Source organism: Rhizobium atlanticum, from assembly GCF_030182485.1.
Classification (GTDB): Bacteria; Pseudomonadota; Alphaproteobacteria; order Rhizobiales; family Rhizobiaceae; genus Rhizobium.
This window is the reverse complement of sequence record NZ_JAQJCJ010000005.1, coordinates 108,078-133,884: the sequence shown is the minus strand read 5'-3', so window position 1 is coordinate 133,884 and position 25,807 is coordinate 108,078. Positions and strand designations below refer to the sequence as shown.

Here is a 25,807-nt window from a genome sequence, read left to right as displayed (position 1 = left end):
TTACTTGTTGTTGCGGCCTTCGAGCAGGCCGGCGATCAGTTTCGGCGCGCTTGATTTCAGAGCTTCACCACGGCCTGACAGGCTCGGATTGGTCATGAAATACTGCTGCGCATTGAACGGCTCCTCGCCCCTGCGCACTTCCATGCGCCGCGACGTACCGTCGGGCAATATCTCGTAGCTTTGTTGATTGTCAATCACGTTGCCGAGCATAATCTGTGACAAGACCTGCTCATGAACAGTCGGATTCGTCAGCGGAACCATGGTCTCGACGCGGCGGTCGAGATTTCTCGGCATCATGTCTGCAGAACCGATGTAGACCAGCGCCTTGTCGGACGGCAGGCCATAGCCGTTGCCGAAGCAGAAGATGCGGCTATGCTCGAGGAAGCGGCCGACGATCGACTTGACGCGGATCTTCTCCGAGAGACCGGGCACTTGGGGACGCAGGCAGCAGATGCCGCGCACGACGAGATCGATCTCGACGCCCGCGTGGCTGGCGCGATAGAGCGCATCGATGATGTCGGGGTCGACGAGCGCGTTCATCTTCATCCAGATCGCCGCCGGCCCGCCTTTCCTGGCGTGTTGAATCTCTTCATCGATGTGACGCAGGATGCGCGGGCGCAAGGCATTGGGAGAGACGGCGATCTGCATTCCTTCTTCAGGTTCACCGTAGCCGGTGATGAAGTTGAAGATGTTCGCCATGTCGTGGGCGATGACGGAATTGCAGGTGAAATAGGAGAGATCCGTATAGATCTTGGCGGTGATCGGGTGGTAGTTACCGGTTCCCAAGTGACAGTAGGTTCTGAGCTTGCCTTCCTCGCGGCGGACGATCATAGACATCTTGGCGTGGGTCTTGAGCTCGATGAAACCGAAAACGACCTGCACGCCGGCGCGTTCGAGATCGCGTGCCCAGCGGATATTCGCCTCTTCGTCGAAGCGGGCCTTGAGCTCCACCAGCGCTGTCACCGACTTGCCGGCTTCAGCGGCATCAACCAGAGCGCGGACGATCGGGCTGTCGTTCGAGGTGCGGTAAAGCGTCTGCTTTATCGCCAGAACGTCAGGATCGCGCGCAGCCTGGAGAAGGAACTGGACCACCACGTCGAAGGATTCATAGGGGTGATGGACGACCATGTCCTTCTCGCGGATGGCGGCGAAGCAGTCGCCGGCATGTTCGCGGACGCGCTCGGGAAATCGCGCATTGTAGGGCTGAAACCTGAGATCGTCGCGCGGCGCCTTGGTGATCTCCGACAGAGTGTTCAGCGCCAGGAGCCCCGGCAGAACGGCGACGCGATTGTCAGGGATGCTGAGCGCCTGCACGACGAACTGGCGCAGCGAGGCCGGCATTTCCGAATCGGTCTCGATGCGGATGACCTTGCCGCGACGGCGTCGCTTCAGTGCGGTTTCGAAAAAGCGCACGAGATCCTCGGCCTCTTCCTCGACTTCGATATCACTGTCGCGGATGACGCGGAACGTACCGGAACCCTGCACCTCGTAACCGGGGTAGAGCCTGTGGATGAAGACGTTGGCGACATCTTCCAGCGTGATGTAGCGGATCGTGTTCCCATCATCGGGCAGCCGGACGAAGCGGTCGAGCGCCACCGGCAGGCGCAGCAGTGCCGTCATCGGCTCGCGGCCATTCTTGCTGACGAGCTGCAGCCCGATCGAAAAACCGAGATTGGGAATGAAGGGGAACGGATGAGCCGGATCGATGGACAGCGGCGTCAGCACCGGGAAGATCGCCTGTTCGAATTCGGCCGCCAGCCACTGGCGGTCTGCATCACTCAAAGCGCCCGGGCGCACGATCAGAATGTCTTCCTTGGCGAGATACTGCTGCAGCACGGCGAGCGAAGCCTGCTGCTCCATTTGCAGATGGTCGATCTCCTGCAGGATCGAATCCAGCTGTTCGGCCGGTGTCTTGCCGTCGGGGCTGCGGATGGCGATGTTCTGGCGTACCTGGCCCTCGAGGCCGGCGACACGCACCATGAAGAACTCGTCGAGGTTGGCTGCCGAAATCGACAGGAAGCGGACGCGCTCGAGCAGCGGATGCTCGGTATTCAGCGTCTCTTCCAGGACGCGCCGGTTGAACTGCAGCCAGGAGAATTCGCGATTGATGAAGCGCTCGGGGCTCGCCAGCAGTTCTTCCAGCGGGGGGACATTGTCGTTGGTTTCCGGAGTGAGTTCCTGATGTTCTGCGACTGCGCTGTCCATGGTCCGCTTACCCCGTTTTCAATCGCGACGGCAATTATATCAGTTTCACGACGGATCTGTGACAGTCAATCGGCCAGTTCCGAATTTCCCAATTCATTCAATACCTCGGCAGCAAGAGACCGGGTGATTTTCGTGCCCCGCGACAGGGCCAGCCGGTCGAGCCTTTCGACGATCATCTGGGCCGCGTTCAGCGACCGCTCCATCCGGTTGACGATATAGAGCACGAGTTTGTCATCTATATAAAGCTGCCGGTCGGCGAAGAGCTTGACGATCACCTGCGACAACAGGGCTTCATCCGGCTCACCGATCTCGACGACGGTGGCGGCCTTGAGGCGAGAGCGCAGATCCGGCAGCAGGACCGGCCACGACATCGGCCAGAGACGGCTTGTCATCAGGAGGCTGGTGCCGTTTTCGCGCACGCTGTTGATGACGTGGAAGAGCGTGTTGTCGTCGAAGCCGAGACGATCGGCATCCTCGAACAAGACAGGGCCGTTCGCCGCCGTGACCGCGGCATTGGAGCCGGCCTTGGGGTGAATGATCTCCGCTCCGCTGTGTTCTTTCCAGATCCCGGCCAGGTGCGATTTTCCGGATCCTACCGGACCGGCGAGGACAACGACCGGTGACGGCCAGTTCGGCCATGCGTCGACGATCGAAACGGCGGCGGCGAGACGCTCCGAGATCAAGAGATCGTCGCGGCCGGTTGCAACATCATGTGAAAAGGCCAAGGGAAGCTGCTCTCCGGCCTTGCGCTTCGGATCAGCGTTCTTCACGTCATTCATTGGGTACTGATTTCGTCTTCCGGGCGCGGCCGCCTGATGACCCGCCAAAATAAAGATCGCTCTGAAGGTAGCGCGAAAGCGCGAAGCGGACAAGGACACCGACGGCCGCGGCGGCCGGCACGGCGACCAGAAGCCCGACGAATCCGAAGAGCGCGCCGAAGGCAAACAGCGCAAACATCAACCAGACCGGATGCAGGCCGACGCTGGAGCCGACGAGCTTCGGCTGCAGGATGTTGCCTTCGAGGAACTGGCCGCTGAAGAAGACGGCGAGCACCAGCCCGATCCAAGGATAATCCGGCCAGAACTGCACGAGTGCCACGCCCACAGCGAGAATGAGGCCGACTAGCGAGCCGACATAGGGAATGAAGCTGATCATGCCGGCGAAGAGGCCGATCAGCAGGCCGAAATTCAGCCCGACCAGGGAGAGGCCGGCGGCATAATAGACGCCAAGAATGAGGCAGAGCGAACCCTGGCCGCGAATGAAGCCGGCGATCGCCTGATCGACTTCCTTGGCAATCTGGCGGACATCGCCGACATAATCGCGCGGGATCCACTGGTCGACCTTGGCAACCATGCGGTCCCAATCGAGCAGGATATAGAAGGCGACGACGGGGGTGACGACGAGCAGCGATATGACGTCGACGATCGCTTTGCCGGAATTCCAGAGCTGCGCGAAAAGCCCCGTAAGGAAGCCCATGCCTTCGGAGAGGATGCCGGAGAGATTGTCCTTGATCGTGCCGGCCTGGCTCTTGACCCAGTCCGGCAGCAGCGAATTCTGCGTCTGGGTGACGAACTGCTGCAATTGGCTGATATAACCCGGCAACCGCTCGGCGAAATCATTGAACTGGCTGATGAGCACGGGAATGAGGATCATCAGCGCCAAAGCGAAGACGACAACAAAGGCAATGAGGATGACGATGGTCGCCATCATACGGCTCAGGCCGAGCCGCTGCAGCCTGTCCGCCACCGGGTCCAGGAAATAGGCAATCGCCATGCCGGCGACGAAGGGCAGCAGGATCGAGCTGAAGACATAGAGGAAGGCGATGAAGAAGACGAGCACGGCCAGCCAGAAGAATATCTGGCGCTTCAGACTATTGCCGCTGACATGCTGTGGCATCGCTTCCCCGCTGATCGCTCGCCGCCGCACAAACGCCGCGCCCGATCCGGCGCGGCCATCAAGCACATAGGATGCAGGCGCAAAGATGGTCAACCCTGCCACATCAAATCCCGGAAAGCCTCGGGGGAGACGTGGGAAATTGGGGGCTTTTGCCATGCGACGCTTGCATAAAGGCCCCTGTCATGCAATTGCGACCGGCAGATGACGCGGCGCGTCCGCCGCCCGGAAATAGCCATCGGAGACCAGCATGAGCCAGTCTGGAAAAAACGGCCTGACCTATAGCGATGCGGGCGTCGACATCGATGCCGGCAACCTCCTCGTCGAAAAGATCAAGCCGGCGGTGCGCTCGACGCGCCGCCCGGGCGCCGACGGCGAGATCGGCGGCTTCGGCGGGCTCTTCGATCTCAAGGCGGCGGGCTTTACCGACCCGGTTCTCGTCGCTGCCAATGACGGCGTCGGCACCAAGCTGAAGATCGCGATCGACGCCGATTACCACGACACCGTCGGCATCGACCTTGTCGCCATGTGCGTCAACGATCTCGTGGTCCAGGGCGCCGAGCCGCTGTTCTTCCTTGATTACTTCGCGACCGGCAAGCTCGACCCCGACCAGGGTGCTGCAATCGTCGGCGGCATTGCGGCGGGCTGCCGCGCGGCGGGCTGCGCGTTGATCGGCGGCGAGACGGCCGAGATGCCCGGCATGTATTCCTCCGGCGATTACGATCTCGCCGGTTTTGCCGTCGGTGCTGCCGAACGCGGCAGGCTGCTGCCATCAGGCGATATCGCCGAGGGTGACGTGATCCTCGGACTTGCCTCCTCCGGCGTCCATTCCAACGGCTTCTCGCTGGTGCGCAAGATCGTCGAACTGTCCGGCCTCGACTGGGATGCGCCGGCGCCGTTCGCCGAAGGCAAGAAGCTCGGCGAAGCGCTGCTCGAGCCGACCCGCATCTATGTGAGGCCGCTTCTGAAGGCGATCCGTGAGACAGGGGCGCTGAAGGCACTCGCCCACATCACCGGCGGCGGTTTCCCGGAGAATATTCCGCGCGTGCTGCCGAAACATCTGGCCGCCGAGCTCGATCTTGGCGCCGTCAAGGTCCCGCCGGTCTTCTCGTGGCTCGCCAAATCTGGCGGCGTCGAGGCGAAAGAAATGCTGCGCACCTTCAATTGCGGCGTCGGTATGATCGTCGTCGTCGCCGAAGAGAATGCCGCCGCGGTATCGCAGGCGCTAGAAGCCGAGGGCGAGAGCGTCATCATGCTCGGCCGCATGATTGCCCGCGCCGAAGGCGCTGCCGGCACGGTCTACAAGGGTACGCTTGCCATATGAGCGCGCCGCGCAAACGCGTCGTCGTCCTTATCTCCGGCGGCGGCTCCAACATGATGGCGCTGGTCGCGGCGGCGAAAGCGGCCGACTATCCGGCCGAAATCGTCGGCGTCATTTCCGATAAGCCGGACGCCGGCGGGCTCGCGAAGGCAGCAGCCGAGGGCATTGCCACCTTCGCCTTTCCTCGCAAGGACTATGCCAGCAAGGAGGCGCACGAGGCGGCGATCTTTTCTGCGCTCGACACGCTTTCGCCCGACATCCTGTGTCTCGCCGGATACATGCGGCTGCTGACGGCGACCTTCATCCAGCGGTATGAAGGACGGATGCTCAACATCCACCCTTCCCTGCTGCCGCTGTTTCCTGGGCTGCACACCCATCAGCGCGCCATCGACGCCGGCATGCGCATCGCCGGCTGCACCGTGCATTTCGTCACCGAAGGCATGGATGAGGGCCCGGTCATCGGCCAGGCAGCCGTACCGGTTCTTTCCGGCGACACTGCCGAAGGCCTTGCCGCACGCGTGCTGACTGTCGAACACCAGATCTATCCGCAGGCCCTGCGGCTCTTTGCCGAAGGCCGCGTGACGATGGAAGGCGGCAAGGCCGTGGGCACCGAGGCTTCAGCTGCCGTGCCCACGGCCCGGTTAATTTCGCTGATCGGCGACCACGCCTAGAGCGCGTCGCAACGTCGAAGTTAGCTGCCGCACTTTAAGTCTCGACTATCCTTGCCCGTGACGACTACTAGTGAACCCCTAGCATCGACATTGAAGCTCGGGGCCAGGATCTCTGACATTTAATTGTTACTCGTCCGCAGAGGCATTCCGCCATCACCTTCAACTGTGTCTACGCCACCTTAAATCTACAAGTTGCATTTTCAACTAATATACGTACAATTTTTCTCTCAGTTTTCTGAGGGGATAGAAATGAAAAACTTAGGCATATCGATTCTTACTGCAGCAATACTGACAAGCTGTGCATCGGCGCCTCCGTTCGATTTAACTACAACCGAGAGGACACACGGTAGCCCGGTGATCAAGATCGCGTCCGTGATGGCAAACATTAAGTGCGAGCTCTTCACGGCTGCCAATGATGACAAACCGCTGCCTCTTTATATAAACGACAGGCCATTGCGCGAAAGGAAATTGTCCGATCCGGGGCCTGATCGGAGGTTCAGCCTCAAAAACATCTTCTCCGCGATTGAGTATGTTGGAGAGGTTGAGCTAACGATCGACGCTACACATACCGAGGGTCTTAATCCATCCCTCTCCTTTCCTGGATTAGGATCGGACAAAAACCCCCTTACGATTGGCATCGAAGGAGGTATCTCGGAGATCGGGCACCGCTCCAACAAGACTTATCACTCAGTTGACTTCGAGCGGCTCGTAGAAGGCACTGAACAAGAACCGGCCAAACGGCCAACCCTCCCGTGCGCCAGTGGTCCAGAGCTTCAAGGCCGACTTGGGCTAGAAGACAATTTAAAAATGGGAATTGTAGCTTCCAGCATGAACGACCTTTCCGTCTGGCCAGGGAACGCTTCCAATCCAGGCGCAGGCAGCAGTCTTGGAGACGAATACACTGCAGGCCGTATTCACGCTGTGGTCGATTTTACCACCACCACAAGCTTGAGCGGGGGCCCAAATTGGGAGTTGGCGCACTTCGTTGGCCCTAACAGCAACGATGGTCTGTTCAATCACAAGCGTGAAGCATTGAACCAACTGAGCTTCACGTTCATTCCCATTTGCATAAGGGATAGATATCGCGGGACGAAAGGCCGGGCAGGACGGTGGGAATATAGTCCGTCGCTGCCACATGGTACTCCCGCATGGGCCAACTATCTGTCACCGTGTAGTAAGACGTCTCCGCAGACGAAAAGCAAAGCCCTCAGCGACGCGCATCAGACCAATATCATGTCCTTGGACAATATTCGTCTCCGCGATTTCTAAGCGGGCGTCATCGAGCGTAAGTGGGTCACGCCGCCAGGGCCCGCAACGGGTGCAGCGTGCCGTCGCTGTAGACGAAGTGGCCGGCGCGGAAGGTGGCGCGGATGCGGTTGATGTCGCCCGGCTCCACAACGACCAGATCGGCGCGTTGGCCGAGGGCGATTTCGCCACGGCCGAAGAGACCGGCGGAGCGGGCGGCATTGCCGGTTGCCAGCGCGACGGCTGCCGGCAGGCCGCCTTCCACTGTGTCGGCAAGCTTGAAGATGCCGGGCACGAAGGCGGCAGGATGATAATCGGCGGCGATGATGCTGAGCAGCCCGGTCCTTGCAGCGTCTAGGGCGCTGAGATTGCCTGACATCGACTGGCCGCGCAGGGCGTTCGGCGCGCCCATCAGCGTCCAGAGGCCGCGGCGGCGTGCTTCCTCGGCCGCAGGAGCGGTGGCCGGAAACTCGCTGATGGTGACGCCGAGGTGATGCATCTCGGCGACCTTCTCGACGCTGTCATCGTCATGCGAGGCCAGCGACAGCTTGTGCTTCAGCGACAGCGCGACAATCTCCTTCAGCTTCGCTTCGATCTCGGGATTGCTGCGCATGGCGATACGCTTGGCGACGATCTCGGCGGCCATTTCCTCGGAGATGGCGCGGCGCTCGGAAATGCTGAGGATGTAGCTCTGCAGGTTGTTGTACTGGCCCTGGCCCGGCGTGTGGTCGGTCAGCGACACCATGTCGATCTGATCGGCATTCAGCAGCCGCTCGAGTGCGGGAGCGGCGCCGACATTGGTGATTTCATAGCGGGCATGAACGCGGTGGTCGATCAGGAGGTCATCACGCAGCCGGTTGATGCCCTCGATCACCGCCGACGTCGTCTCAAGCGAGCGGACGTGGCCATAAACGCTTTCCGTGGCGAAAGAGACCGCGGCAAAGGCTGTGGTCACACCGGCGGCGGCAAGCTTCTTGTCGAGTTCGTGGATGCCGAAATCGATCGGCATGGTCGCGTTCGGCCGTGGCGCGATCTCGCGCTCGATCATGTCGCCGTGCAGGTCAACGAAGCCCGGCATCAGCAGCCGCCCGCCGCCATCGATCGCAGCGCCGGCAACCGGCCCCGGCCGGATCTCGGCGATGGCGCCGTCCTCAACACGCACGGAACCTTTGCTCACCACCTCGCCCGGGAGAACGAGGGTGAAATTGCTGAGCCACATGGGCTTTCTCCTGACCGCATCCGATGATCGACAAACCGCAGCGGATAGAACCGCTTCGTGACAAACGTATGAATTTACGCGCGCCGGAGCCGACGTGGGTGATCGAACGATCCCCCCAAGACATCCCGACTCGCTATCTGATCCTATCCCGGTTCAACGCGGCCCATTGCAAAAGCATGATCGTCTTGGCGTCGAAAATCTCGCCGGTCTCGATCATCCCTGCAGCGTCGTCCAGCGGGATTTCCAGAACCTCGATATCCTCATGCTCCTCGTCCAGACCGCCGCCTTCGGCGACGCGATCGGCGGTGTCGATCAGGGCTGCGAAGAAGTGGACGACTTCGCTAATGGCGCCCGGCGACATGTAGCATTTAAAGAGGAAGCGCGCCTCGCGCAGGCGATAGCCGGTCTCCTCCATCGCCTCGCGGCGTATCGCCGTCTCGGGATGATCGTTATCGAGAAGGCCGGCCGGCACTTCGATAACCCAGGCGGGATCGCCGTTCAGATGCACGGCAAGACGGAACTGGCGGACAAGGACGACCAGAGCGCGTTTCGGATCATAAAGCAGAATGCAGGCGGCCGGCGTGCGGTGGTAGACCTCCCGCTTCAACCGCTGGGTCGCACCGTTACGGTCGATATAGTCGAGCAGATAGCTGCTCAACCGCGTCCACCCATTCGACAGTATTTCCTCGCCGACGATCTTCACCCGTGATTTCGGCTGCATCATGCTGCGTCCTTGCGAAGCCAGACCTTGTTGTCGTGTACCGCCGCTCCGCCATAGGGCGCGACCGGATCGGCGCCCGTCAGGACGTTGATGCCCTCCCCGTCGACATGCGCCTTGTTCGGCCAGAGGCCCTCGGCAACCAGAACGCCCGGTTTCACCTCCGTGGTGATACGGGCGTGGATGCGGAGATCGCCGCGGCTGTTGCCGATGCGGACGAGATCGCCGTGGGCGACACCGTTGGCTTCGGCATCGACAGGATTGATCATCACCTCGGGACGGCCCTCTTTCTGACGAGACGTCTTGGTCTCCGAAAAGCTCGAATTCAGGAAGTTGCGCGCCGGCGACGTGGCGAGACGGAAGGGATGCTCTAGATCGGCAACTTCGATGACATCGACCTGATCGGGGAAGGCCGGAAGCTCGGCATGCGGCCCGAGCGCGCCGACGGCGGCCGGCGGCTTGTTCGGTGCGGGCTGGTTGATCCAGTCGGGGCGGAAATGGAACTTGCCGTCGGCATGAGCAAAGCCGTTCAGGAAATGGGCGTCCTCGAAAGCCGGCTGGCGATCGAACCATTTGTGTTCGAGGAAATGTTCGTAATCCGGCAGGTCGCTCGATCGGAGGATGCGGTCGATCATCTCGCGGGCGGTAAAGCCGAAGCCGGGGCGATCGGCGACGCCGAGGCGTTTTGCCAGTTCCTCGATGACGAAGAGATTGGTGCGCACGGTCGGCGGCGGCTCGACCAGCTTCGGTCCCAGCAGGATGTGGTTCTGGCCGCCGGCGCGGTAGATATCGTCGTGCTCAACGAACATGGTCGCAGGAATGACGATATCGGCGATGTCGGCCGTTTCGGTCATGAACTGCTCGTGGACGGCGACGAAGAGATCGTCGCGGGCAAAGCCGCGCCTCACGAGACGCTGCTCGGGAGCGATGTTGGCGGGATTGGTGTTCTGGATCAGCATCGCCGTCACCGGACCACGATGGCGCAGCGCCACCGGATCTCCGGTCAGCACCCGGCCGATCTGCGACTGGTCGAGCATGCGGATATCGCCGTCCTTCATCGACCGGCCGGTCAGTTCCGCATTATTCATGCGGAAGATATCGCTGTTCGAATGGAAGGCGCCGCCACCCTCATATTGCCAGGAGCCGAGAACGGTGGCGACCGACGCGGCCGCATGCATGGCGACCGCGCCGTTGCGCTGGCGGGTGAAACCGTAGCCCAAGCGGAAGAAGGTCTTCTTCGTCGTGCCGACGAGGCGGGCAAAGGCTTCGATCTCCTCAACCGACAGACCGGTGATCGCAGCGGCCCATTGCGGCGTCTTCGTCCTCAGATGCGCTTCGAGACCCTGGGGATCGTCGGCATATCTCGCCATGTAGTCACGATCGGCATAGCCATCCCGGAAGGCGATGTGCATGGTGGCGCAGGCGAGCGCAGCATCGGTGCCAGGCTTGACGATCAACGCCATGTCGGCCTGCTTCATCGTCGGATTGTCATAAATGTCGATGACAACAATCTTGGCGCCACGCTCTTTGCGTGATTTGACGGCGTGGGTCATGACGTTGACCTGGGTCGAGACCGCATTGGTGCCCCAGATGACGACGCAATCGGTGCGGCCCATCTCGCGCGGATCAGGCCCACGGAGCGTGCCGGTTGCCATGGTAAAGCCGGTCCAGGCCGGATTGGTGCAGATCGACGAGAAGAAGCCGGAATAGCGCTTGGCGTGGCGGAGGCGATCGATCGAATCGCGCTGCACCCACCCCATGGTGCCGGCATAAAAATAGGGCCAGATGGCCTCGCTGCCGTCCCTTGCCTCGGCCTTCATGAAGGCTTCGGCGATTTCGTCAAGCGCATCGTCCCAGGAAATCTGTTGCCACTGCCCTGCCCCCTTGGCGCCAGTGCGGCGCAGGGGATGCAGCAGCCGGTCGGGATGATAGAGCCGCTCGGCATAACGGGCGACCTTGGCGCAGATGACTCCCGAGGTGTAGGAATGGTCGCCGGCGCCGCGCACTCTGCCGATGCGGCCGTCCTCCGATATCTCAACTTCGAGCGCGCAGGTGGAGGGACAGTCGTGCGGACAGGCCGTGTGGCCGATCTTGCTGTCCAGCTTCGGGGATTTGGCGTCGATAGGGGTCGCAATGTTCATGGCATTTGTATATGCCAAGGCCTGCATGGCCAAAAGCCAGAAAAACTCCCCATGACGTGAATTCATACGGACATCAGCGAAAATGAACTACCGCCACATCTACCACGCGGGCAATTTTGCCGATGTGCTGAAACATGCCGTGCTGGCGCGGCTGATCCGTTACATGCAGAAGAAGGAGGGCGCCTTCCGCGTGCTCGACACGCATGCCGGCATCGGCCTCTACGATCTCTCTTCCGAGGAAGCGCAGAAAACCGGCGAGTGGCAGGCTGGCATCGGCAAACTGATGGAGGCCGAACTCGGGCCTCAGGTTTCCGAGCTGCTGGAGCCCTACCTCTCGGCAATCCGCGAACTCAATCCCGAGGGGGGCATCCGCTTCTATCCCGGATCGCCGAAACTTGCGCGCATGCTGTTCCGGCCGCAGGACCGGCTGTCGGCGATGGAGCTGCATCCCGAGGATTACGCCCGCCTGCACCGGCTGTTCGAGGGCGATCACCACGTCCGCATCACCGAACTCGACGGCTGGCTGGCGCTCGGCGCGCATCTGCCGCCGAAGGAAAAGCGCGGCATCGTGCTCGTCGACCCGCCCTTCGAGGAAGAGGACGAGTATGAACGCCTGGCCAAGGGACTCGAAAAGGCCTATCGCCGCTTTCCCGGCGGTACCTACTGCCTTTGGTACCCGTTAAAGAAGGGCGCGCCGATCAAGGAATTCCACGAGGCTCTGCAGGCACTCGACATCCCGAAGATGCTTTGCGCCGAACTCACCGTGCGCAGCGACCGCGGCATGACCGGACTGACCGGCTCCGGCCTCGTCATCGTCAATCCGCCATTCACACTAAAGGATGAGTTGCACCAGATGCTTCCGGCGTTGAAGGACCATCTTGCCCAGGACCGCTTCGCCTCCCACCGCGCCTTCTGGCTGCGCGGCGAAAACAAGACGATCAAGAGCGATTGACCGGGCAAGCTGCTTCGGGAATAGTCCGTCCCACCGCCCCATAGTCTCACCAGGTGTTCCATGAAGCTCCTCTGCTCACCGGCCTCGCCCTATTCCAGCAAGGTGCGGATGGCTGCACATTTTCTGGGAATCGAGTTGAACGCCATCCGGGTCGATACCAATACCGGGCCGGCGATCCTGGTGGACAACAATCCACTCGGGAAAATTCCGACGCTTCTGACGGAGGAAGGCGCTTCGATCTTCGACAGCGTGGCGATCATGCATTATTTCGACCGGCTGACGAATGGTGGCCTCTACCCGTCCAAAGACGGCAAACGCACGGATGCGGAAGTGCTTGAGGCGCTCTGCGACGGTATCTGCGACTGCCTGCTTACCATCGTCTACGAGCGCCGCTTCCGTGACGAGGAGAAGGTTCACCAGCCCTGGATCGACAGGCAATGGAAGAAGGTGACGGCCGGGCTTGCTCATCTCAGCGCCAAGCCGCCGAAACTCGGCAAGAAGCTCAATGGCGGACATTTCGCCCTGGCCGCCACGCTCGACTATCTCGACCTACGCTTCAAGGATCAGTGGGAAGCCGATCACGCGACGCTGGTCGACTGGCTGGCGCAGTTCGAAAAGAAATTCCCTGCTCATCGCGAGCTCAAAGCCAGCGCCTGATCCGGAGCTGAAACGGATCGGACAGCAGACAGCAAAAAGCCGGGCGATGAGCCCGGCTTCTGCATATTGGGATGTTCAATCGGCTTAGAACTTCACGCCGATACCGAGCTTGACGCTGTTCTCGTCGTAACCGCGCGAGAAGCTGCCGGAGTCGAGGTCGTAGTCCTTGCTCTGGTAGTCGGTGTAGCGATATTCCAAGCGCGTCGTGATGTTATTTGTCACGAAGGCTTCGACACCGGCGCCGACCGTGTAACCGTAGTTCGTCTTGCTTTCGTCCGAGGTGCCGTCGGAAACCTTGACGTTGCCGAGGGCAAGACCAGCCGTACCGTAAAGCAGGAAGGGATTCATGTCGTAGCCGACGCGGCCGCGGACGGAGCCGTTCCAACCATACTTGTTCTTGACGCCGCCCGAGGAGACGTCATCGCCGCTGTAGCCGAGATCCGATTCAACGCCGTAAACGATCTGGCCTGCTTGCCAGTTGTAACCGGTGAAGACCTGGCCGCCGAAACCATAGGTGTGGCGGTCGGAACCGAAATCACCCATGTTGTAGGTGCCGGCGCCGCCGAGATAGAAGCCTTCCCAGTTGCCGGCCGGCTTGACCGGGGCGTCCTGGGCAACCGGTGCTTCCGGAACCTGGTCGACGGCATCAGCCGCCTGAGCTGCCGAAACGCCCGCGATTGCAAAAGCAGAGGCCATGAGGCCAGCAATGAGTACACGCATACTTTTCTCCTTTCAGTCCCGCGCCGCTTTCATCTGTCTATAAGCGAAGCATTGGCGGGGAAATTGCCAGATGTCCCTTCCGGATCGAGACTGAAATTGGAACTGAAATGCGGATTTGAAAGAGCCAAATTGTGATATCATTGTGGCTGCCGCATGGCGGAAATTCGATGTTGCTTGAGAGCAACATAGGATTCATTAACCCTACCGAATGGTTAAACTTAAAATACTTATTTTAAGAAACAACATTATTAAATAATACATAGAATATCCCGGCCATGGATGCAACTGTGGCCGCCTATTTATATAATCTCCGCCCGCCCTTATATAGGTTGCACACAGACTCGCGGGATCAGAAGGCAAGATTTTGAACCACAGAAGACTTCGCTCAGCCCTGATAACAGGGGCGGCCAAGAGAATAGGCAGGGCAATCGCTGAAGACCTTGCTGCAAATGGCTTTTCCGTCGCGATCCACGCCAACAGCTCCCTCGGCGAAGCCGAAGAGCTGGCGGCGGAATTGCGGCGAAAGGGACAAAGAGCGGTCGCGTTGCAGGCCGATCTTACCGATATCGGCGAAACGGCTGAACTGGTCGCGAAGGCGTCGGAAGCGCTCGGGCCGCTCGATCTGCTCGTCAACAATGCGTCGGTTTTCCAGCATGATTCCGCGCGCAGTTTTAACGCCGCCACATGGGCGCTGCACTTCGATCTGCACGTGCGTGCGCCCTCGATCCTCGCGGCGACCTTCGCGCAGCAGCTGTCTGCCGAGGCGGCGGGACTCATTGTCAACATTATCGACCAGCGCGTCTGGGCACTGAGACCGAGCTTCTATTCCTACACGCTCTCCAAGTCCGCGCTGTGGACGGCGACGCAGACGCTTGCCCAGGCTTTGGCGCCCCGCATCCGCGTTAATGCGATCGGCCCCGGGCCATCAATGCCGAGCGAGCGGCAGTCGTTGGAGGACTTCCAAGCGCAGGTCTCAGCCCTTATCCTGCAGCGAGGGCCGGCACTGGAGGAATTCGGACAAACGATTCGTTTCCTCTACGACACGCCCTCGATCACCGGCCAGATGATTGCGCTCGACGGCGGCCAGCACCTTGCCTGGCAGACGCCCGATGTGGCGGAGATTAAGGAATGAACGGACGAAAGCTGCCGGATGGCGGCGTTCTCTACGATGATACGGATGAGAGCGAAGACGAAATCGAGGTGGAAGGCGACGTTTCCGCCTCGCCTCTTGCGGCAGCTGTCGACTGGAACGCCGGCAGCCTCAACGAAACCGGGCTCATCGGCGCCGAACTGATCGGCGAATTCGTCAAGCGCCTGCCGAACAGCCCCGGCGTTTACCGCATGTTCAATGCCGAGGGCGACGTGCTCTATGTCGGCAAGGCGCGCAGCCTGAAGAAGCGCGTCGGCAATTACGCCGTCGGCCGTGTGCATTCCAACCGCATCGCCCAGATGGTGCGCCAGACGGCGAATATGGAGTTCGTGACGACGCGCACGGAAACCGAAGCCCTGCTGCTGGAAGCGAATCTGATCAAGCGCTTGCGGCCGCGCTTCAACGTGCTGCTGCGCGACGACAAGTCGTTTCCCTATATCCTTATTACCGGGGATCACCGGGCGCCTGCGATTTTCAAGCATCGTGGCGCCCGGGCGCGGAAAGGCGATTATTTCGGGCCCTTCGCTTCGGCCGGCGCGGTCGGGCGCACGATCAATTCGCTGCAGCGCGCCTTCCTGATCCGCACCTGCACCGACAGTGTCTTCGAAACGCGCACGCGGCCCTGCCTGCTTTACCAGATCAAGCGCTGTTCCGGGCCCTGCACGCACGAGGTCAGCGACGAGGGGTATGCCGAGCTGGTGCAGGAGGCGAAAGATTTCCTGTCCGGCAAGAGCCAGAAGGTGAAGTCGCATATGGCGGAAGCCATGAACCAGGCGGCCGAGGACCTCGATTTCGAACGGGCGGCGATCTATCGCGACCGCCTTGCGGCACTTTCCCATGTCCAAAGCCACCAGGGCATCAACCCGGCCGGTGTCGAGGAGGCTGACGTTTTCGCAATCCACCACGAAGGCGGCGTCTCCTGCATCCAGGTGTTCTTCTTCCGCACCGGGCAGAACTGGGGCAACCGCGCCTATTTTCCGAAGGCCGATCCGCAACTATCCAGCGCCGAAGTTCTGAATGCCTTTCTCGCGCAATTCTACGACGACAAGCCGGTGCCGAAACAGATCATGCTGTCGGAAACGGTCGAGGAATTGGAGCTGCTCGCCGCAGCACTCAGCGAAAAGGCCGGCCACAAGGTTTCCATCCTCGTGCCGCAGCGCGGCGAGAAGCGCGATCTCGTCGAGCATGTGGTCGGTAATGCGCGCGAAGCGCATGGGCGAAAGCTTGCTGAGACGGCGTCGCAGTCGCGGCTGCTCGAAGGATTCAAGGAAACCTTCGGGCTCGCCTATGCGCCGCAGCGCATCGAGATCTACGACAACTCGCATATCATGGGCACTAACGCCGTCGGCGGCATGGTGGTGGCGGGGCCGGAAGGCTTCGTGAAGAACCAATACCGCAAGTTCAACATCAAATCGACCGATATCACCCCCGGCGACGACTTCGGAATGATGAAGGAAGTGATGACCCGGCGGTTCTCGCGGCTGATCAAGGAGGAAGGCATTCCCGACCGGACGGCGCAGACAGCAGCTGCCGACGCTGCCGACATGCCCTTCCCCGCCTGGCCGGACGTGATCCTCATCGACGGCGGCCAGGGGCAGATGACGGCGGTGCGGGCCATCCTGGCCGAGCTCGGCATCACCGACAGCGTGACGGCGATCGGCGTCGCCAAGGGTGTCGACCGCGACGCCGGACGCGAGCGCTTCTTTGCGCCGGGACGCGAGAGTTTCACATTGCCGCCGCGCGATCCTGTGCTCTATTTCATCCAGCGCATGCGCGACGAGGCGCACCGGTTCGCGATCGGCTCGCACCGGGTGCGGCGCAAGAAGGAGATGGTCAAGAACCCACTCGACGAGATCGGCGGTATCGGCCCGTCGCGCAAGCGCGCGCTGCTCCAGCACTTCGGCACGGCGAAGGCGGTTTCCCGCGCCGCCCTTTCCGACCTGATGGCGGTGGAAGGTATCTCGGAAGCCGTGGCAAAGCAGGTCTATAACCATTTCCACGACGACGCCCCGAAATAAGCGGCGGCCGTCGCAAATTCCACGCAATGGCGGTGAAAAGACAGAAAGAATGTTGACGGTTCCTGGCCAAAGCCGTCATCTACATCGACCGAAAATCGAAAACGGTTTTCGTAAAGACGCGGCGCTGCAGCGGCGCATCAATTCAGAGAAACGATCCATGGCATCGCGTGCGTACAGCCTTCCCAACCTTTTGACTTACGGCCGCATCCTCGCCGTGCCACTGATCGTTCTCTGCTTCTTCGTCGAGGGCAGGCTGTCGATCAGCAATACGGCGCGCTGGGTGGCGCTGTGGATCTTCGTCATCGCCTCGATCACCGATTTTCTCGACGGCTATCTCGCACGCATCTGGAACCAGACCTCGAATATCGGCCGGATGCTCGATCCGATCGCCGACAAGCTGCTGGTCGCCTCGATCCTTCTCCTGGTCGCGGCCGACCAGACCATCGCGGGCTGGTCGATCTGGGCGGCAATCATCATTCTCTGCCGTGAGATCCTGGTTTCCGGCCTGCGTGAATATCTGGCGGCGCTGAAGGTCAGCGTGCCGGTGACACGGATCGCAAAGTGGAAGACGACGCTGCAGCTCGTCGCCATCGCCTTCCTGCTCGCGGGACCTGCCGGCGACGAGATTTTCCCCTATACGACGCAGACGGGCATTGCGCTCTTGTGGATCGCAGCACTGCTGACCATCTATACCGGCTACGACTATTTCCGTGCCGGGCTGAAACATATCGTGGATGACGAGGAATGACGCGGCTTGTCTATTTCGCCTGGGTGCGTGAGCGCATTGGCAAGGGCGAGGAGGAGATCGACCTCCCCTCCTCCGTCGTCACCGTCGCCGATCTTCTGAATCACTTGAAGACGCTGGGCGAGGAATATGAAGCCGCACTTCAATATACCGAGGTGATCCGCGTGGCGCTCGACATGGAGCATGTCGAGCATGACGAGCCGATAGGTGCGCCCCGTGAGATCGGGATTTTTCCGCCGATGACGGGGGGATGAGACGGTGACGGTGGTGCCGTGTCGCTACCCCCCTCTACCCTGCCGGGCATCTCCCCCACCAGGAGGGAGATTGGCTGGGCGCACGGGCTTTCTCAAACAATTGGCGTTTCGGCCCGGCGAAGCGGTAAATGGTCAAGAAGAGCGTGCCACTTGTGATCTCCCCACACGGCACAGCCCTTCCGCATTCTTCATAGCGGCTTCAAAGCAGCGGAGGATTTCGCTGTGACCATCACCCCCACGATCCGCGTCCAGCGCGAAGACTTCGACCTGCAGGCCGAAGTCGATCTCCTCTCGAAAGGCAAAGCCGACATCGGCGCCGTCGTTACCTTCTCCGGCCTCTGCCGCGATGAAGGCGGGAGGCTGGCGGCGCTTGAACTCGAGCATTATCCCGGCATGGCCGAAGCCGAGATGACCCGCATCGGCGAACTCGCCATCACCCGTTTCGGGCTGCTCGGGCTGACCGCCATCCACCGCTACGGCAAGATCGCTCCTGGCGAGAACATCGTGCTCGTCGTTGCAGCCGCCCCGCACCGGCAGGCCGCCTTCGACGGCGCCAATCTCGTCATGGATTTCCTCAAGACCGCAGCCCCCTTCTGGAAGAAGGAGCACGGCAAGGACGGCGCCAGGGGCGACTGGGTCGCGGCGAAAGACGCCGACGACGCGGCGCGCGACAAGTGGAAATGATCAGAGCATGATGCCGAAAAGTGTGCGCGGTTTTCGGCTAACATCATGCGTCATTTTTAAAGCACCACACGCTCCCTGCGGCTCATAACCAGAAGCAGGACGAGCAGCGAGAAGACCACCAGATCCCGCCAGACGAATGCGCCATAGGCGCCCCACAAGGTTTCGACAACGGCAAGCCCGGCAGCGCCGCCAGCCGAACGCAGCGGATCGGAATAGCCGCCGACGGCTGCGATCAGCAGCACCTTGAGCCCGAACATCAGTCCCGCGCCGAAATCCATCGAACCGTAGTAGAAGGTGGCGAGAATGCCGCAGAGGGTGGCGACGAGAGCAGCTGCCGCATAGGCGACAAGGAAGACACGGCTGGCGCTGGTACCGCAGAGCTCGGCGGCCAGCGGATCATCGGTGACGGCTCGCCAGAGGCGACCCCAGGCCGTGCGCCTGAGGATCAGCGCACCGAACGCGACGATGGCTGACATCAGCGCCGTGTCGATCAGCTGGATATAGGTGAGAGTCACTTTGAACGGACCATCACTCCAGAAGACAACAACCTGGTTCAGGAACGGCGGCAGCCAGATCGCTCTTGTATCGGCGGCAAGGCGGGCGGTTTCCATCAGCACGATCATGATGCCGAGCGCGGCAACGATCACGGTATTCGGCGATTTGCTGGCCAGCGGCAGCATGATCGAGCGGCCGATCCAGATGCCCGCGGCCAGTGAATAGCCAAGCGCAGCGCAGGCGCCGATGGCAAGGGCGGCCGGCAGCACCAGCCAGAACCTGACATAGGCGAGTTCGGTAAAAAGCAGCAGGATCTGGCCTGAGAAGGCGAAGATCGCCCCATAGGTGATATCGGCCCGCTTGGTCACGCCGAAGGCAACCGCATAACCGAAGGCGAGCGCGGCATAGAGGGCGGCAAGCGGCACCGCATTCGCCAGTTGTTGCAGAAGATAGGCCATTCCGAAGACTCCGCGTCGGCAAATTATAACTGGTAAAACCTATTTCACCAGTTATAATTTCCTCATGAGCTTTTCCTGGACCCCTCACCGTTTTGCCGGCGGCGCACTGGCGCTCGATGTCGCCAACAGCGTCGTTCTGCGCGACGACCCAAAGCGGCGGGTCGACCGCTTCGCGAGCCGCGAGCAGATGCGCAACTTCCCGCGCGCCGCCGCCGAATTCTGCGCCGAACGGGCCTTGTTCGGTGAGATCGCGCCGGTGGCGCCGCATGACGAAGTCGACTTTATCGCGCTGCGCGAGGCGATCGACCGCTATTTCCGCAAGCGTATACTGGATGGCGGCGACGACCAATTGCTGGCCGAATTGCTGGAGGCGCTAGCGAAGATCTTGCGCCAGGCAAGCCCGGCAAGCTTGGCGGCGGCGACCGCCCATTCGGTGCTCAGGCTGATTGCCATGCCGGATCCCGAGCGCATGAAGATCTGCGGCAATTGCGGCTGGCTGTTCATCGACCGCAGCAAGAACAAGAGCCGCGCCTGGTGCGACATGGCGATCTGCGGCAACCGCGCCAAGGCGAACCGTCACTATCGCCGTAAGAAGGAGGAGACGCCATGAGAAAATGTCTAATCGTAACAGCGGCGGCAACAAGCCTTCTGCTGTCCGCCTGCCAGCGCCAGGCCGAAAATCTCGTCGAAGTCACCGGCCATCTTTTTGTCTTCAATTATCGCGTCGCGAGCGCCACCTATCTGCTGACGCTGAAGAAGACAGGTCCTATCCCCGACGGTTCGGTCATCATCGCCGAATTCGAGAACCCGCAAGGCGGCGACCCGCTGGTGCTGAACCAGAAAATCTACCCGATCGACGACAAGATCGCGCTGCAGAGCGAAAACCTGCACTGCGTGCGCAAGGACCGCCCCTATTCGGTGAATGTCCAGCTGGTCGACAAGGACGGCAAGGTGCTGCAGCAATTGAAGACGGAGTTCCGCTCCGACCTCGACCAGACGGTGCTGCCGAGCAAGCCGCTCGTCGTCGGCGCGCTTTACGACAAGAACCCGGAGGTCTTCAAGCCTGACGGCAGCGTCGATTTCTCGAACACCGACAAGTGCCCATCATAGAAAAGCCGGGGCGAGGCCCGGCTTTCGAGAGTCAATTCAACGCATTGCGCAGCAATGCCGAAGCGCGGCCTCAGCCGACGATTTCGGTGTCGGAGAACCAGTACTTGATTTCCTGGGCAGCCGTTTCCGGAGCGTCGGAGCCGTGAACGGAATTTTCGCCGATCGACAGGGCATGGACCTTGCGGATCGTGCCTTCGGCAGCGTTTGCCGGGTTGGTCGCGCCCATGATTTCGCGGTTCTTGAGGATCGCGCCCTCGCCTTCCAGGACCTGAACGACGGTCGGGCCGGAGGTCATGCCTTCGACGAGTTCGCCGAAGAAGGGACGGTCCTTGTGAACGGCGTAGAAGCCTTCAGCTTCACGGCGGCTCATCCAGACGCGCTTGGAGGCGACGACGCGCAGGCCGGCATCTTCGAGCATCTTGGTGATGGCGCCCGTCAGGTTGCGCTTGGTTGCGTCAGGCTTGATCATCGAGAAGGTGCGTTCAATCGCCATAGTCAAATCCTCTGTTTTCTCGGGAAAAGTGGGCGGTCTTTACCCGCCCCAACGGCCGAAAACAAGAGGCTGGCGGCAATTTCACGCCGCTGTCACAGTCCTGCCGCGGCTTTCGTGGAGATCAAGGCAGCGTTCGAACCAGGCCATGACGGGATCGGCGGCGGCGAGCATGGCCAGTCCTGCGGACACCCGCAGCCATTGCAGCGCGCCGAAGACGATATAATCGGCAAAGAGCGGCGATTGCCCGCCGATGAAGGGCTGAAACTTCAGCATGTGACGGAGCGGCTCCAGCTTGGCGCCGAAGGCAGCCTTCTCCGCCTCGCTGTCGGCGGCAAAGACTTCCAGCGGCTTGCCGAGCCTGACCTCGCGGCTCTGACGAAAGTAGGCCTTGTCGCCTTCGTCGAGGATCGCGTGGATATCGAGAAGGGCGATCCGCATGATCGCCGGGTGGATGATCATCTGCGAATAGCCCTCAACCATGCGCGACAGCGCCTTGCCGCCCTCGCCATTGAACAGCGACGGCCGCTCCGGATATGCCTCTTCGAGATAGAGGGCGATAGCAAAACTGTCCGAGATCAGCCGGCCATCATCGTCGAGCACGGGCAGGGTCGATGATACGCCGCCGCCGATGTCGCGGATGCGGGCGTAGGTCGTCGGGATCTCCTTGAAATCGAGCCCCTTATGCGCGAGCGCCATCACCGCCTTCCAGCAATGGGGCGAAAAGAAGCGCCGTTCGTCGGCGCCGCAGAGGGAATAGAGGGCTCTAGTCATGACAATCCTTTCGAGGTCTGATCTGCCTGCATTCGACGACAGAAAGCGAACGCGATCAAATCAGGAAATTTCATGGCGCCATCACTCGGATTTCTCGGGAAAGCGGCTAGACTGCGCCAACAACGCCAGGGGACCATATGCTTAGACATTTCAGGATGCTCGCGGCCTATAACCGCTGGGCCAATGCCCAAGTCTATACGGCTGCGTCCGAACTCAGCGAGGCGGAGTTCCGCAGCGACCGCGGCGCCTTCTTCGGCTCGCTGCATCGCACGCTCAATCACCTGCTCGTCGCCGACCGCATATGGATGAAGCGCTTCACCGGCATCGGCGAAGCGCCGGTGACCCTCGATGCCGTACTTTTCGAAGAGCTGGACGCGCTTGCAGCCGCGCGCAAGGCGGAGGACGAGCGCATCATTGCCTGGATGGGTAGTCTCGATCAGGCGAGCCTCGCCGGCGACTTCACGTATGTCCCGGTGACGCAGCCGATCCAGATCACTCAGCCGCTGTCGAGCGCGCTCGCGCATCTGTTCAATCACCAGACGCATCACCGCGGCCAGTGCCACATGACGCTGACGGCGCTGGGCAAACCGAGCCTCGGGCTGGACCTTATCTATTTTCTGCGCAGCGAAGGCCGCGAGTGGCTGTAAGGCAACGGCTTCATCAAGACTGAATTAACCGCCTTCGCCGGTTCCCATCGCCAATCCGGCGCTTCCCTTCGCAAGTTCAGCTTCTTTTAAAAGCTTGAGAGCATAGCGGAAGCGACAAATGAGGCCGGGCGCGAGGGATCGTCATGCAGAATGCAAGCACAAACGCACTGGTGGCGCGCGAGGCTGTACGCCCAGGGCCAATGACGGATATCCAAAAGATCGCGCATCACATGGCGCGGCTCAACGTTGCCGCGCTGCCGCGCAACTACGAACTCTTTCATGAGGCCATCATCGGGCACAATCCTGGTCTTGCGCAGGATATCGCCGCGCTCGGACCGCAGCCGCAACAGGCGATGCTCGACGAACTCGGACTGAAATACCGGCTTATCGGCCATTGCGGACTGGCGGGCGAGACGTCGCGCAACGAGGCCAGCCTAACGCTGCGCGCGGTGGCGGAAAGGCTTGCCGAAGGATTGCGGCACAGAGACGCCTTTGCCCGCGCCTGCGGCATGATCCTGAGATCTGTCGGCGGTCATGAGGACCAGAGCCTTGCCGCCTTCATCGGCGAGGTCGATTACCTCTCCGCCTCGCTTGCAACTGTAATGTCGGCGGAGATGGAAATCAGCGCCAGACTGCAGGACGACATCAACAAGCTGGACACGCTGGAGCGCGGCATTTCGGCGATGCAATCGGCCACCGTCGCCGACAAGATCACCGGCCTTGCGAATCGCATCGCGCTGAACCGGCAGATTGCCGAACTCTACGAACGTGAAGAGGGTGCCGCCGGCAGCGCGCTGATCATGGTCGATATCGACGATTTCACCGAGCTCAACGACAGATACGGCACTCAGGCAGGCAACAAGCTCTTGAAGAAGCTTGCCGCCCTGTTTCGGAAATCGGTGAAGAAGAACGACTTCGTCGCGCGCACAGAGGCCGACGAATTCGCCTTGCTGTTTGCCAATGTCGGCATGCAGGATGCGATTGCTATCGCCGAGCGCCTGCGCGCCTCGGTCGAAGAAAATCTCGTCTTCGCCACCTCAGACAAGGATGACAGCGGCAGGCTGACCATTTCGGTCGGCGTGGCGCTCAGCGCCGATGCGGCGACACCGGGACATCTCCAGGCCAACGCCCGGGTCGCGCTGCTTGCCGCGAAATCGAACCGCCGCCTGCCGGTGCAAGCTTTCGGCCGCTGAGGCGTATGAACGCTGTCGGTGCGGCGAGCAAGCTCGCGGCCGGACGAGCAAGCTCGCCGCCGAGCGAGCTCGCCGGGGGATAAGCGGTCTTGCCTTGCCGGGCGGTTTCGGCCAAAAAGCCGGCCATGATCACAATTACCGACATTTCCGCCCGCATCGCCGGACGCCTGCTTCTCGATAATGCCAGCGTTTCGCTGCCTTCAGGCACGAAAGCGGGGCTAGTCGGGCGCAATGGCGCCGGCAAATCCACGCTGTTTCGCGTCATCACCGGCGATCTCGGCTCGGAGACCGGCTCGGTGTCGATTCCGAAGGCGGCGCGTATCGGTCAGGTGGCCCAGGAAGCGCCGGGAACCGAGGATTCCCTGATCGAGATCGTGCTTGCCGCTGACAAGGAACGTACGGCCCTGCTTGCCGAAGCAGAAACGGCAAGCGACCCGCACCGCATCGCCGAAATCCAGATGCGCCTCGTCGATATCGATGCCCATTCGGCCGAGGCGCGGGCTGCCAGCATCCTCGCCGGCCTCGGCTTCGACAAGGCGGCGCAAGCCCGCCCCGCCTCCTCCTTCTCCGGCGGCTGGCGCATGCGCGTAGCGCTCGCCGCGGTGCTGTTTGCCGAGCCGGACCTGCTTCTGCTCGACGAGCCGACCAACTACCTCGACCTCGAAGGCACGATGTGGCTGGAGGACTATATCCGCCGCTATCCGCACACGGTCATCATTATCAGCCACGACCGCGATCTCCTGAACAATGCGGTCAATTCCATTGTCCATCTCGACCAGAAGAAGCTCACCTTCTACCGCGGCAATTATGACCAGTTCGAGCGGCAGAAGGCGGAAGCCGACGAGCTGCAAACGAAGGCCAGGGCGAAGAACGAGGCAGCGCGCAAACATCTGCAGAGCTTCATCGATCGCTTCAAGGCCAAGGCTTCCAAGGCCCGGCAGGCGCAATCGCGTGTCAAGGCACTCGAGCGGATGGGGACGGTAGCTGCCGTCATCGAGGATCATGTGCAGCCGATCACCTTCCCCGAGCCGGAGAAGCAGCCGGCCTCGCCGATCGTCGCAATTCAGGGCGGCGCCGTCGGCTACGAGCCCGGCAAGCCCATCCTGAAGAACCTCAACCTGCGCATCGACAACGACGATCGCATCGCCCTGCTCGGTTCGAACGGCAACGGCAAGTCGACCTTCGCCAAATTCATCTCAGGGCGACTGGCGCCGGAGAGCGGCGAAGTGAAGCTCGCACCGAGCCTGAAGATCGGCTTTTTCGCCCAGCATCAGCTCGACGATCTGATCCCCGAGCAGTCGGCGGTGGAACATGTGCGCCGGCTGATGCCGGCCGAACCGGAGGCCAAGGTGCGCGCCCGCGTTGCGCAGATGGGGCTTGCGACCGAAAAGATGGCTACCGCCGCCAAGGATCTTTCCGGCGGCGAGAAGGCACGCCTGCTGATGGGGCTCGCCGCCTTCCATGCGCCGAACCTGCTGATCCTCGACGAGCCGACCAACCATCTCGACATCGACAGCCGCCGTGCTCTGATCGAGGCGCTGAACGATTACAACGGCGCCGTGATCCTGATCTCGCACGACCGCCACCTCATCGAGGCGACCGTCGACCGGCTGTGGCTGGTCAACGGCGGCACTGTCACCACCTTCGAAGGCGATATGGACGAGTATCGCGACCTCATCGTCAGTTCCGGTAAAAAGAAGGAAGACAGGCCGCAGACCAGCGACGATACGACTTCGAAGGCCGACCAGCGCAAGCTCAACGCGGAAAAGCGCGCCTCGCTGACGCCGCTGAAGAAAAAGATCAACGAAATCGAATCCTTGACGGCGAAGCTGGAGAAACAGATTCAGGCTCTTGATGCGGAGCTTGCGGATCCGACTCTTTATGAGAAGACGCCCGCCAAAGCCGCCGAAAAGGCAAAACAGCGCGGCGAGGCCGCGGCAAAACTCACTGCTGCCGAGGAAGAGTGGCTGATGCTGTCGTCCGAATATGAAGAGGCAATGGCAGGATAGCCACAGTCTTTTAGGAAACGCCGCGGACTGCCACGCGT

25 protein-coding genes are annotated in these 25,807 nt (G+C 61.2%); 15 read left to right on the top strand and 10 right to left on the bottom strand.

Translation table 11 applies throughout. From position 1 onward, the window contains the following. The 3 genes from PH551_RS09515 to PH551_RS09505 all read right to left on the bottom strand — a co-directional run bounded on the left by PH551_RS09515 (position 1) and on the right by PH551_RS09505 (position 4,101). Complete coding sequence (locus PH551_RS09515; protein WP_285192804.1) at positions 1 to 2,205, bottom strand: RNA degradosome polyphosphate kinase; 2,205 nt, start codon at positions 2,203 to 2,205, stop codon at positions 1 to 3. Positions 2,206 to 2,270: 65 nt separating this feature from the next. Continuing rightward, entirely contained in the window at positions 2,271 to 2,984 is a 714-nt protein-coding gene (gene hdaA, locus PH551_RS09510; RefSeq protein ID WP_085777688.1) for a DnaA regulatory inactivator HdaA, read from the bottom strand. Beyond that, complete coding sequence (locus tag PH551_RS09505) at positions 2,977 to 4,101, bottom strand: AI-2E family transporter (RefSeq protein WP_085780030.1); 1,125 nt, start codon at positions 4,099 to 4,101, stop codon at positions 2,977 to 2,979. Before PH551_RS09505 ends, hdaA begins: the two co-directional genes overlap by 8 nt. Positions 4,102 to 4,348: 247 nt before the next feature. Here PH551_RS09505 and purM point away from each other — a divergent pair, with 247 nt between their 5' ends. The 3 genes from purM to PH551_RS09490 all read left to right on the top strand — a co-directional run bounded on the left by purM (position 4,349) and on the right by PH551_RS09490 (position 7,359). Then, on the top strand, positions 4,349 to 5,422 hold the full coding sequence (purM, locus tag PH551_RS09500) for a phosphoribosylformylglycinamidine cyclo-ligase (RefSeq protein ID WP_285192803.1): 1,074 nt from the start codon (positions 4,349 to 4,351) through the stop codon (positions 5,420 to 5,422). Beyond that, on the top strand, positions 5,419 to 6,090 hold the full coding sequence (gene purN, locus PH551_RS09495) for a phosphoribosylglycinamide formyltransferase (RefSeq protein ID WP_285192802.1): 672 nt from the start codon (positions 5,419 to 5,421) through the stop codon (positions 6,088 to 6,090). Before purM ends, purN begins: the two co-directional genes overlap by 4 nt. 249 nt (positions 6,091 to 6,339) lie before the next feature. Next, positions 6,340 to 7,359: a hypothetical protein gene (locus tag PH551_RS09490; protein ID WP_285192800.1), complete on the top strand. Its 1,020-nt coding sequence runs from the start codon at positions 6,340 to 6,342 to the stop codon at positions 7,357 to 7,359. A 25-nt stretch (positions 7,360 to 7,384) separates the two neighbouring features. On the opposite strand, the gene PH551_RS09485 is transcribed toward PH551_RS09490, so the two are convergent. The 3 genes from PH551_RS09485 to PH551_RS09475 form a co-directional block, all read right to left on the bottom strand. Then, complete coding sequence (locus tag PH551_RS09485; RefSeq protein WP_285192799.1) at positions 7,385 to 8,554, bottom strand: alpha-D-ribose 1-methylphosphonate 5-triphosphate diphosphatase; 1,170 nt, start codon at positions 8,552 to 8,554, stop codon at positions 7,385 to 7,387. 133 nt (positions 8,555 to 8,687) lie between these two features. Continuing rightward, positions 8,688 to 9,278 (bottom strand): NUDIX domain-containing protein, encoded by a 591-nt coding sequence (locus PH551_RS09480; protein WP_285192798.1) that lies wholly within the window; start codon positions 9,276 to 9,278, stop codon positions 8,688 to 8,690. Next, positions 9,275 to 11,479, bottom strand: coding sequence for a molybdopterin-containing oxidoreductase family protein (locus PH551_RS09475; RefSeq protein WP_285192797.1), 2,205 nt, complete (start codon positions 11,477 to 11,479; stop codon positions 9,275 to 9,277). Before PH551_RS09475 ends, PH551_RS09480 begins: the two co-directional genes overlap by 4 nt. Before the next feature lie 16 nt (positions 11,480 to 11,495). On the opposite strand from PH551_RS09475, the gene PH551_RS09470 reads away from it, so the two are divergent. Together PH551_RS09470 and PH551_RS09465 are read left to right on the top strand one after the other, a co-directional pair. Beyond that, positions 11,496 to 12,365, top strand: coding sequence for a 23S rRNA (adenine(2030)-N(6))-methyltransferase RlmJ (locus PH551_RS09470; protein ID WP_097598453.1), 870 nt, complete (start codon positions 11,496 to 11,498; stop codon positions 12,363 to 12,365). Positions 12,366 to 12,425: 60 nt separating this feature from the next. Beyond that, the gene (locus PH551_RS09465; protein WP_221112315.1) at positions 12,426 to 13,022 is read left to right on the top strand and encodes a glutathione S-transferase; all 597 of its coding nucleotides are present in this window, start codon (positions 12,426 to 12,428) and stop codon (positions 13,020 to 13,022) included. 84 nt (positions 13,023 to 13,106) lie between these two features. On the opposite strand, the gene PH551_RS09460 is transcribed toward PH551_RS09465, so the two are convergent. Beyond that, positions 13,107 to 13,742 (bottom strand): outer membrane protein, encoded by a 636-nt coding sequence (locus PH551_RS09460; RefSeq protein ID WP_011424814.1) that lies wholly within the window; start codon positions 13,740 to 13,742, stop codon positions 13,107 to 13,109. Between the two features lie 364 nt (positions 13,743 to 14,106). Here PH551_RS09460 and PH551_RS09455 point away from each other — a divergent pair, with 364 nt between their 5' ends. The 5 genes from PH551_RS09455 to PH551_RS09435 all read left to right on the top strand — a co-directional run bounded on the left by PH551_RS09455 (position 14,107) and on the right by PH551_RS09435 (position 18,593). Then, the gene (locus PH551_RS09455) at positions 14,107 to 14,874 is read left to right on the top strand and encodes an SDR family oxidoreductase (RefSeq protein ID WP_097598455.1); all 768 of its coding nucleotides are present in this window, start codon (positions 14,107 to 14,109) and stop codon (positions 14,872 to 14,874) included. Next, on the top strand, positions 14,871 to 16,910 hold the full coding sequence (gene uvrC / locus PH551_RS09450; protein ID WP_285192796.1) for an excinuclease ABC subunit UvrC: 2,040 nt from the start codon (positions 14,871 to 14,873) through the stop codon (positions 16,908 to 16,910). Before PH551_RS09455 ends, uvrC begins: the two co-directional genes overlap by 4 nt. Before the next feature lie 157 nt (positions 16,911 to 17,067). Continuing rightward, positions 17,068 to 17,658, top strand: a complete 591-nt coding sequence (pgsA, locus tag PH551_RS09445) for a CDP-diacylglycerol--glycerol-3-phosphate 3-phosphatidyltransferase (protein ID WP_097598457.1) — start codon at positions 17,068 to 17,070, stop codon at positions 17,656 to 17,658. Then, on the top strand, positions 17,655 to 17,909 hold the full coding sequence (moaD, locus tag PH551_RS09440; RefSeq protein ID WP_285192795.1) for a molybdopterin converting factor subunit 1: 255 nt from the start codon (positions 17,655 to 17,657) through the stop codon (positions 17,907 to 17,909). The genes pgsA and moaD overlap by 4 nt, the downstream gene beginning before the upstream one ends. 222 nt (positions 17,910 to 18,131) lie before the next feature. After that, the gene (locus PH551_RS09435; RefSeq protein WP_085777676.1) at positions 18,132 to 18,593 is read left to right on the top strand and encodes a molybdenum cofactor biosynthesis protein MoaE; all 462 of its coding nucleotides are present in this window, start codon (positions 18,132 to 18,134) and stop codon (positions 18,591 to 18,593) included. Between the two features lie 56 nt (positions 18,594 to 18,649). Here PH551_RS09435 and PH551_RS09430 read toward each other — a convergent pair whose 3' ends face one another. Then, a complete protein-coding gene (locus tag PH551_RS09430) occupies positions 18,650 to 19,546 on the bottom strand; it encodes a branched-chain amino acid ABC transporter permease (RefSeq protein WP_285192794.1) in 897 nt (298 codons plus the stop codon). A 64-nt stretch (positions 19,547 to 19,610) separates the two neighbouring features. On the opposite strand from PH551_RS09430, the gene PH551_RS09425 reads away from it, so the two are divergent. Both PH551_RS09425 and PH551_RS09420 read left to right on the top strand, forming a co-directional pair. Continuing rightward, positions 19,611 to 20,156 (top strand): CGNR zinc finger domain-containing protein, encoded by a 546-nt coding sequence (locus tag PH551_RS09425; protein WP_285192793.1) that lies wholly within the window; start codon positions 19,611 to 19,613, stop codon positions 20,154 to 20,156. Then, positions 20,153 to 20,656: a hypothetical protein gene (locus tag PH551_RS09420; RefSeq protein WP_285192792.1), complete on the top strand. Its 504-nt coding sequence runs from the start codon at positions 20,153 to 20,155 to the stop codon at positions 20,654 to 20,656. The genes PH551_RS09425 and PH551_RS09420 overlap by 4 nt, the downstream gene beginning before the upstream one ends. A gap of 70 nt (positions 20,657 to 20,726) precedes the next feature. Here the strand turns inward: PH551_RS09420 and ndk are convergent, their stop codons facing one another. Together ndk and PH551_RS09410 are read right to left on the bottom strand one after the other, a co-directional pair. Further along, complete coding sequence (gene ndk / locus PH551_RS09415) at positions 20,727 to 21,149, bottom strand: nucleoside-diphosphate kinase (protein WP_011424805.1); 423 nt, start codon at positions 21,147 to 21,149, stop codon at positions 20,727 to 20,729. Between the two features lie 81 nt (positions 21,150 to 21,230). Beyond that, positions 21,231 to 21,920 (bottom strand): glutathione S-transferase family protein, encoded by a 690-nt coding sequence (locus PH551_RS09410; RefSeq protein ID WP_285192791.1) that lies wholly within the window; start codon positions 21,918 to 21,920, stop codon positions 21,231 to 21,233. A 137-nt stretch (positions 21,921 to 22,057) separates the two neighbouring features. On the opposite strand from PH551_RS09410, the gene PH551_RS09405 reads away from it, so the two are divergent. The 3 genes from PH551_RS09405 to PH551_RS09395 all read left to right on the top strand — a co-directional run bounded on the left by PH551_RS09405 (position 22,058) and on the right by PH551_RS09395 (position 25,769). After that, a complete protein-coding gene (locus PH551_RS09405; protein WP_285192790.1) occupies positions 22,058 to 22,567 on the top strand; it encodes a DinB family protein in 510 nt (169 codons plus the stop codon). A 143-nt stretch (positions 22,568 to 22,710) separates the two neighbouring features. Then, a complete protein-coding gene (locus tag PH551_RS09400) occupies positions 22,711 to 23,760 on the top strand; it encodes a GGDEF domain-containing protein (protein ID WP_285192789.1) in 1,050 nt (349 codons plus the stop codon). A gap of 125 nt (positions 23,761 to 23,885) precedes the next feature. Beyond that, positions 23,886 to 25,769: an ABC-F family ATP-binding cassette domain-containing protein gene (locus tag PH551_RS09395; RefSeq protein WP_285192788.1), complete on the top strand. Its 1,884-nt coding sequence runs from the start codon at positions 23,886 to 23,888 to the stop codon at positions 25,767 to 25,769. Positions 25,770 to 25,807: the final 38 nt, after the last annotated feature.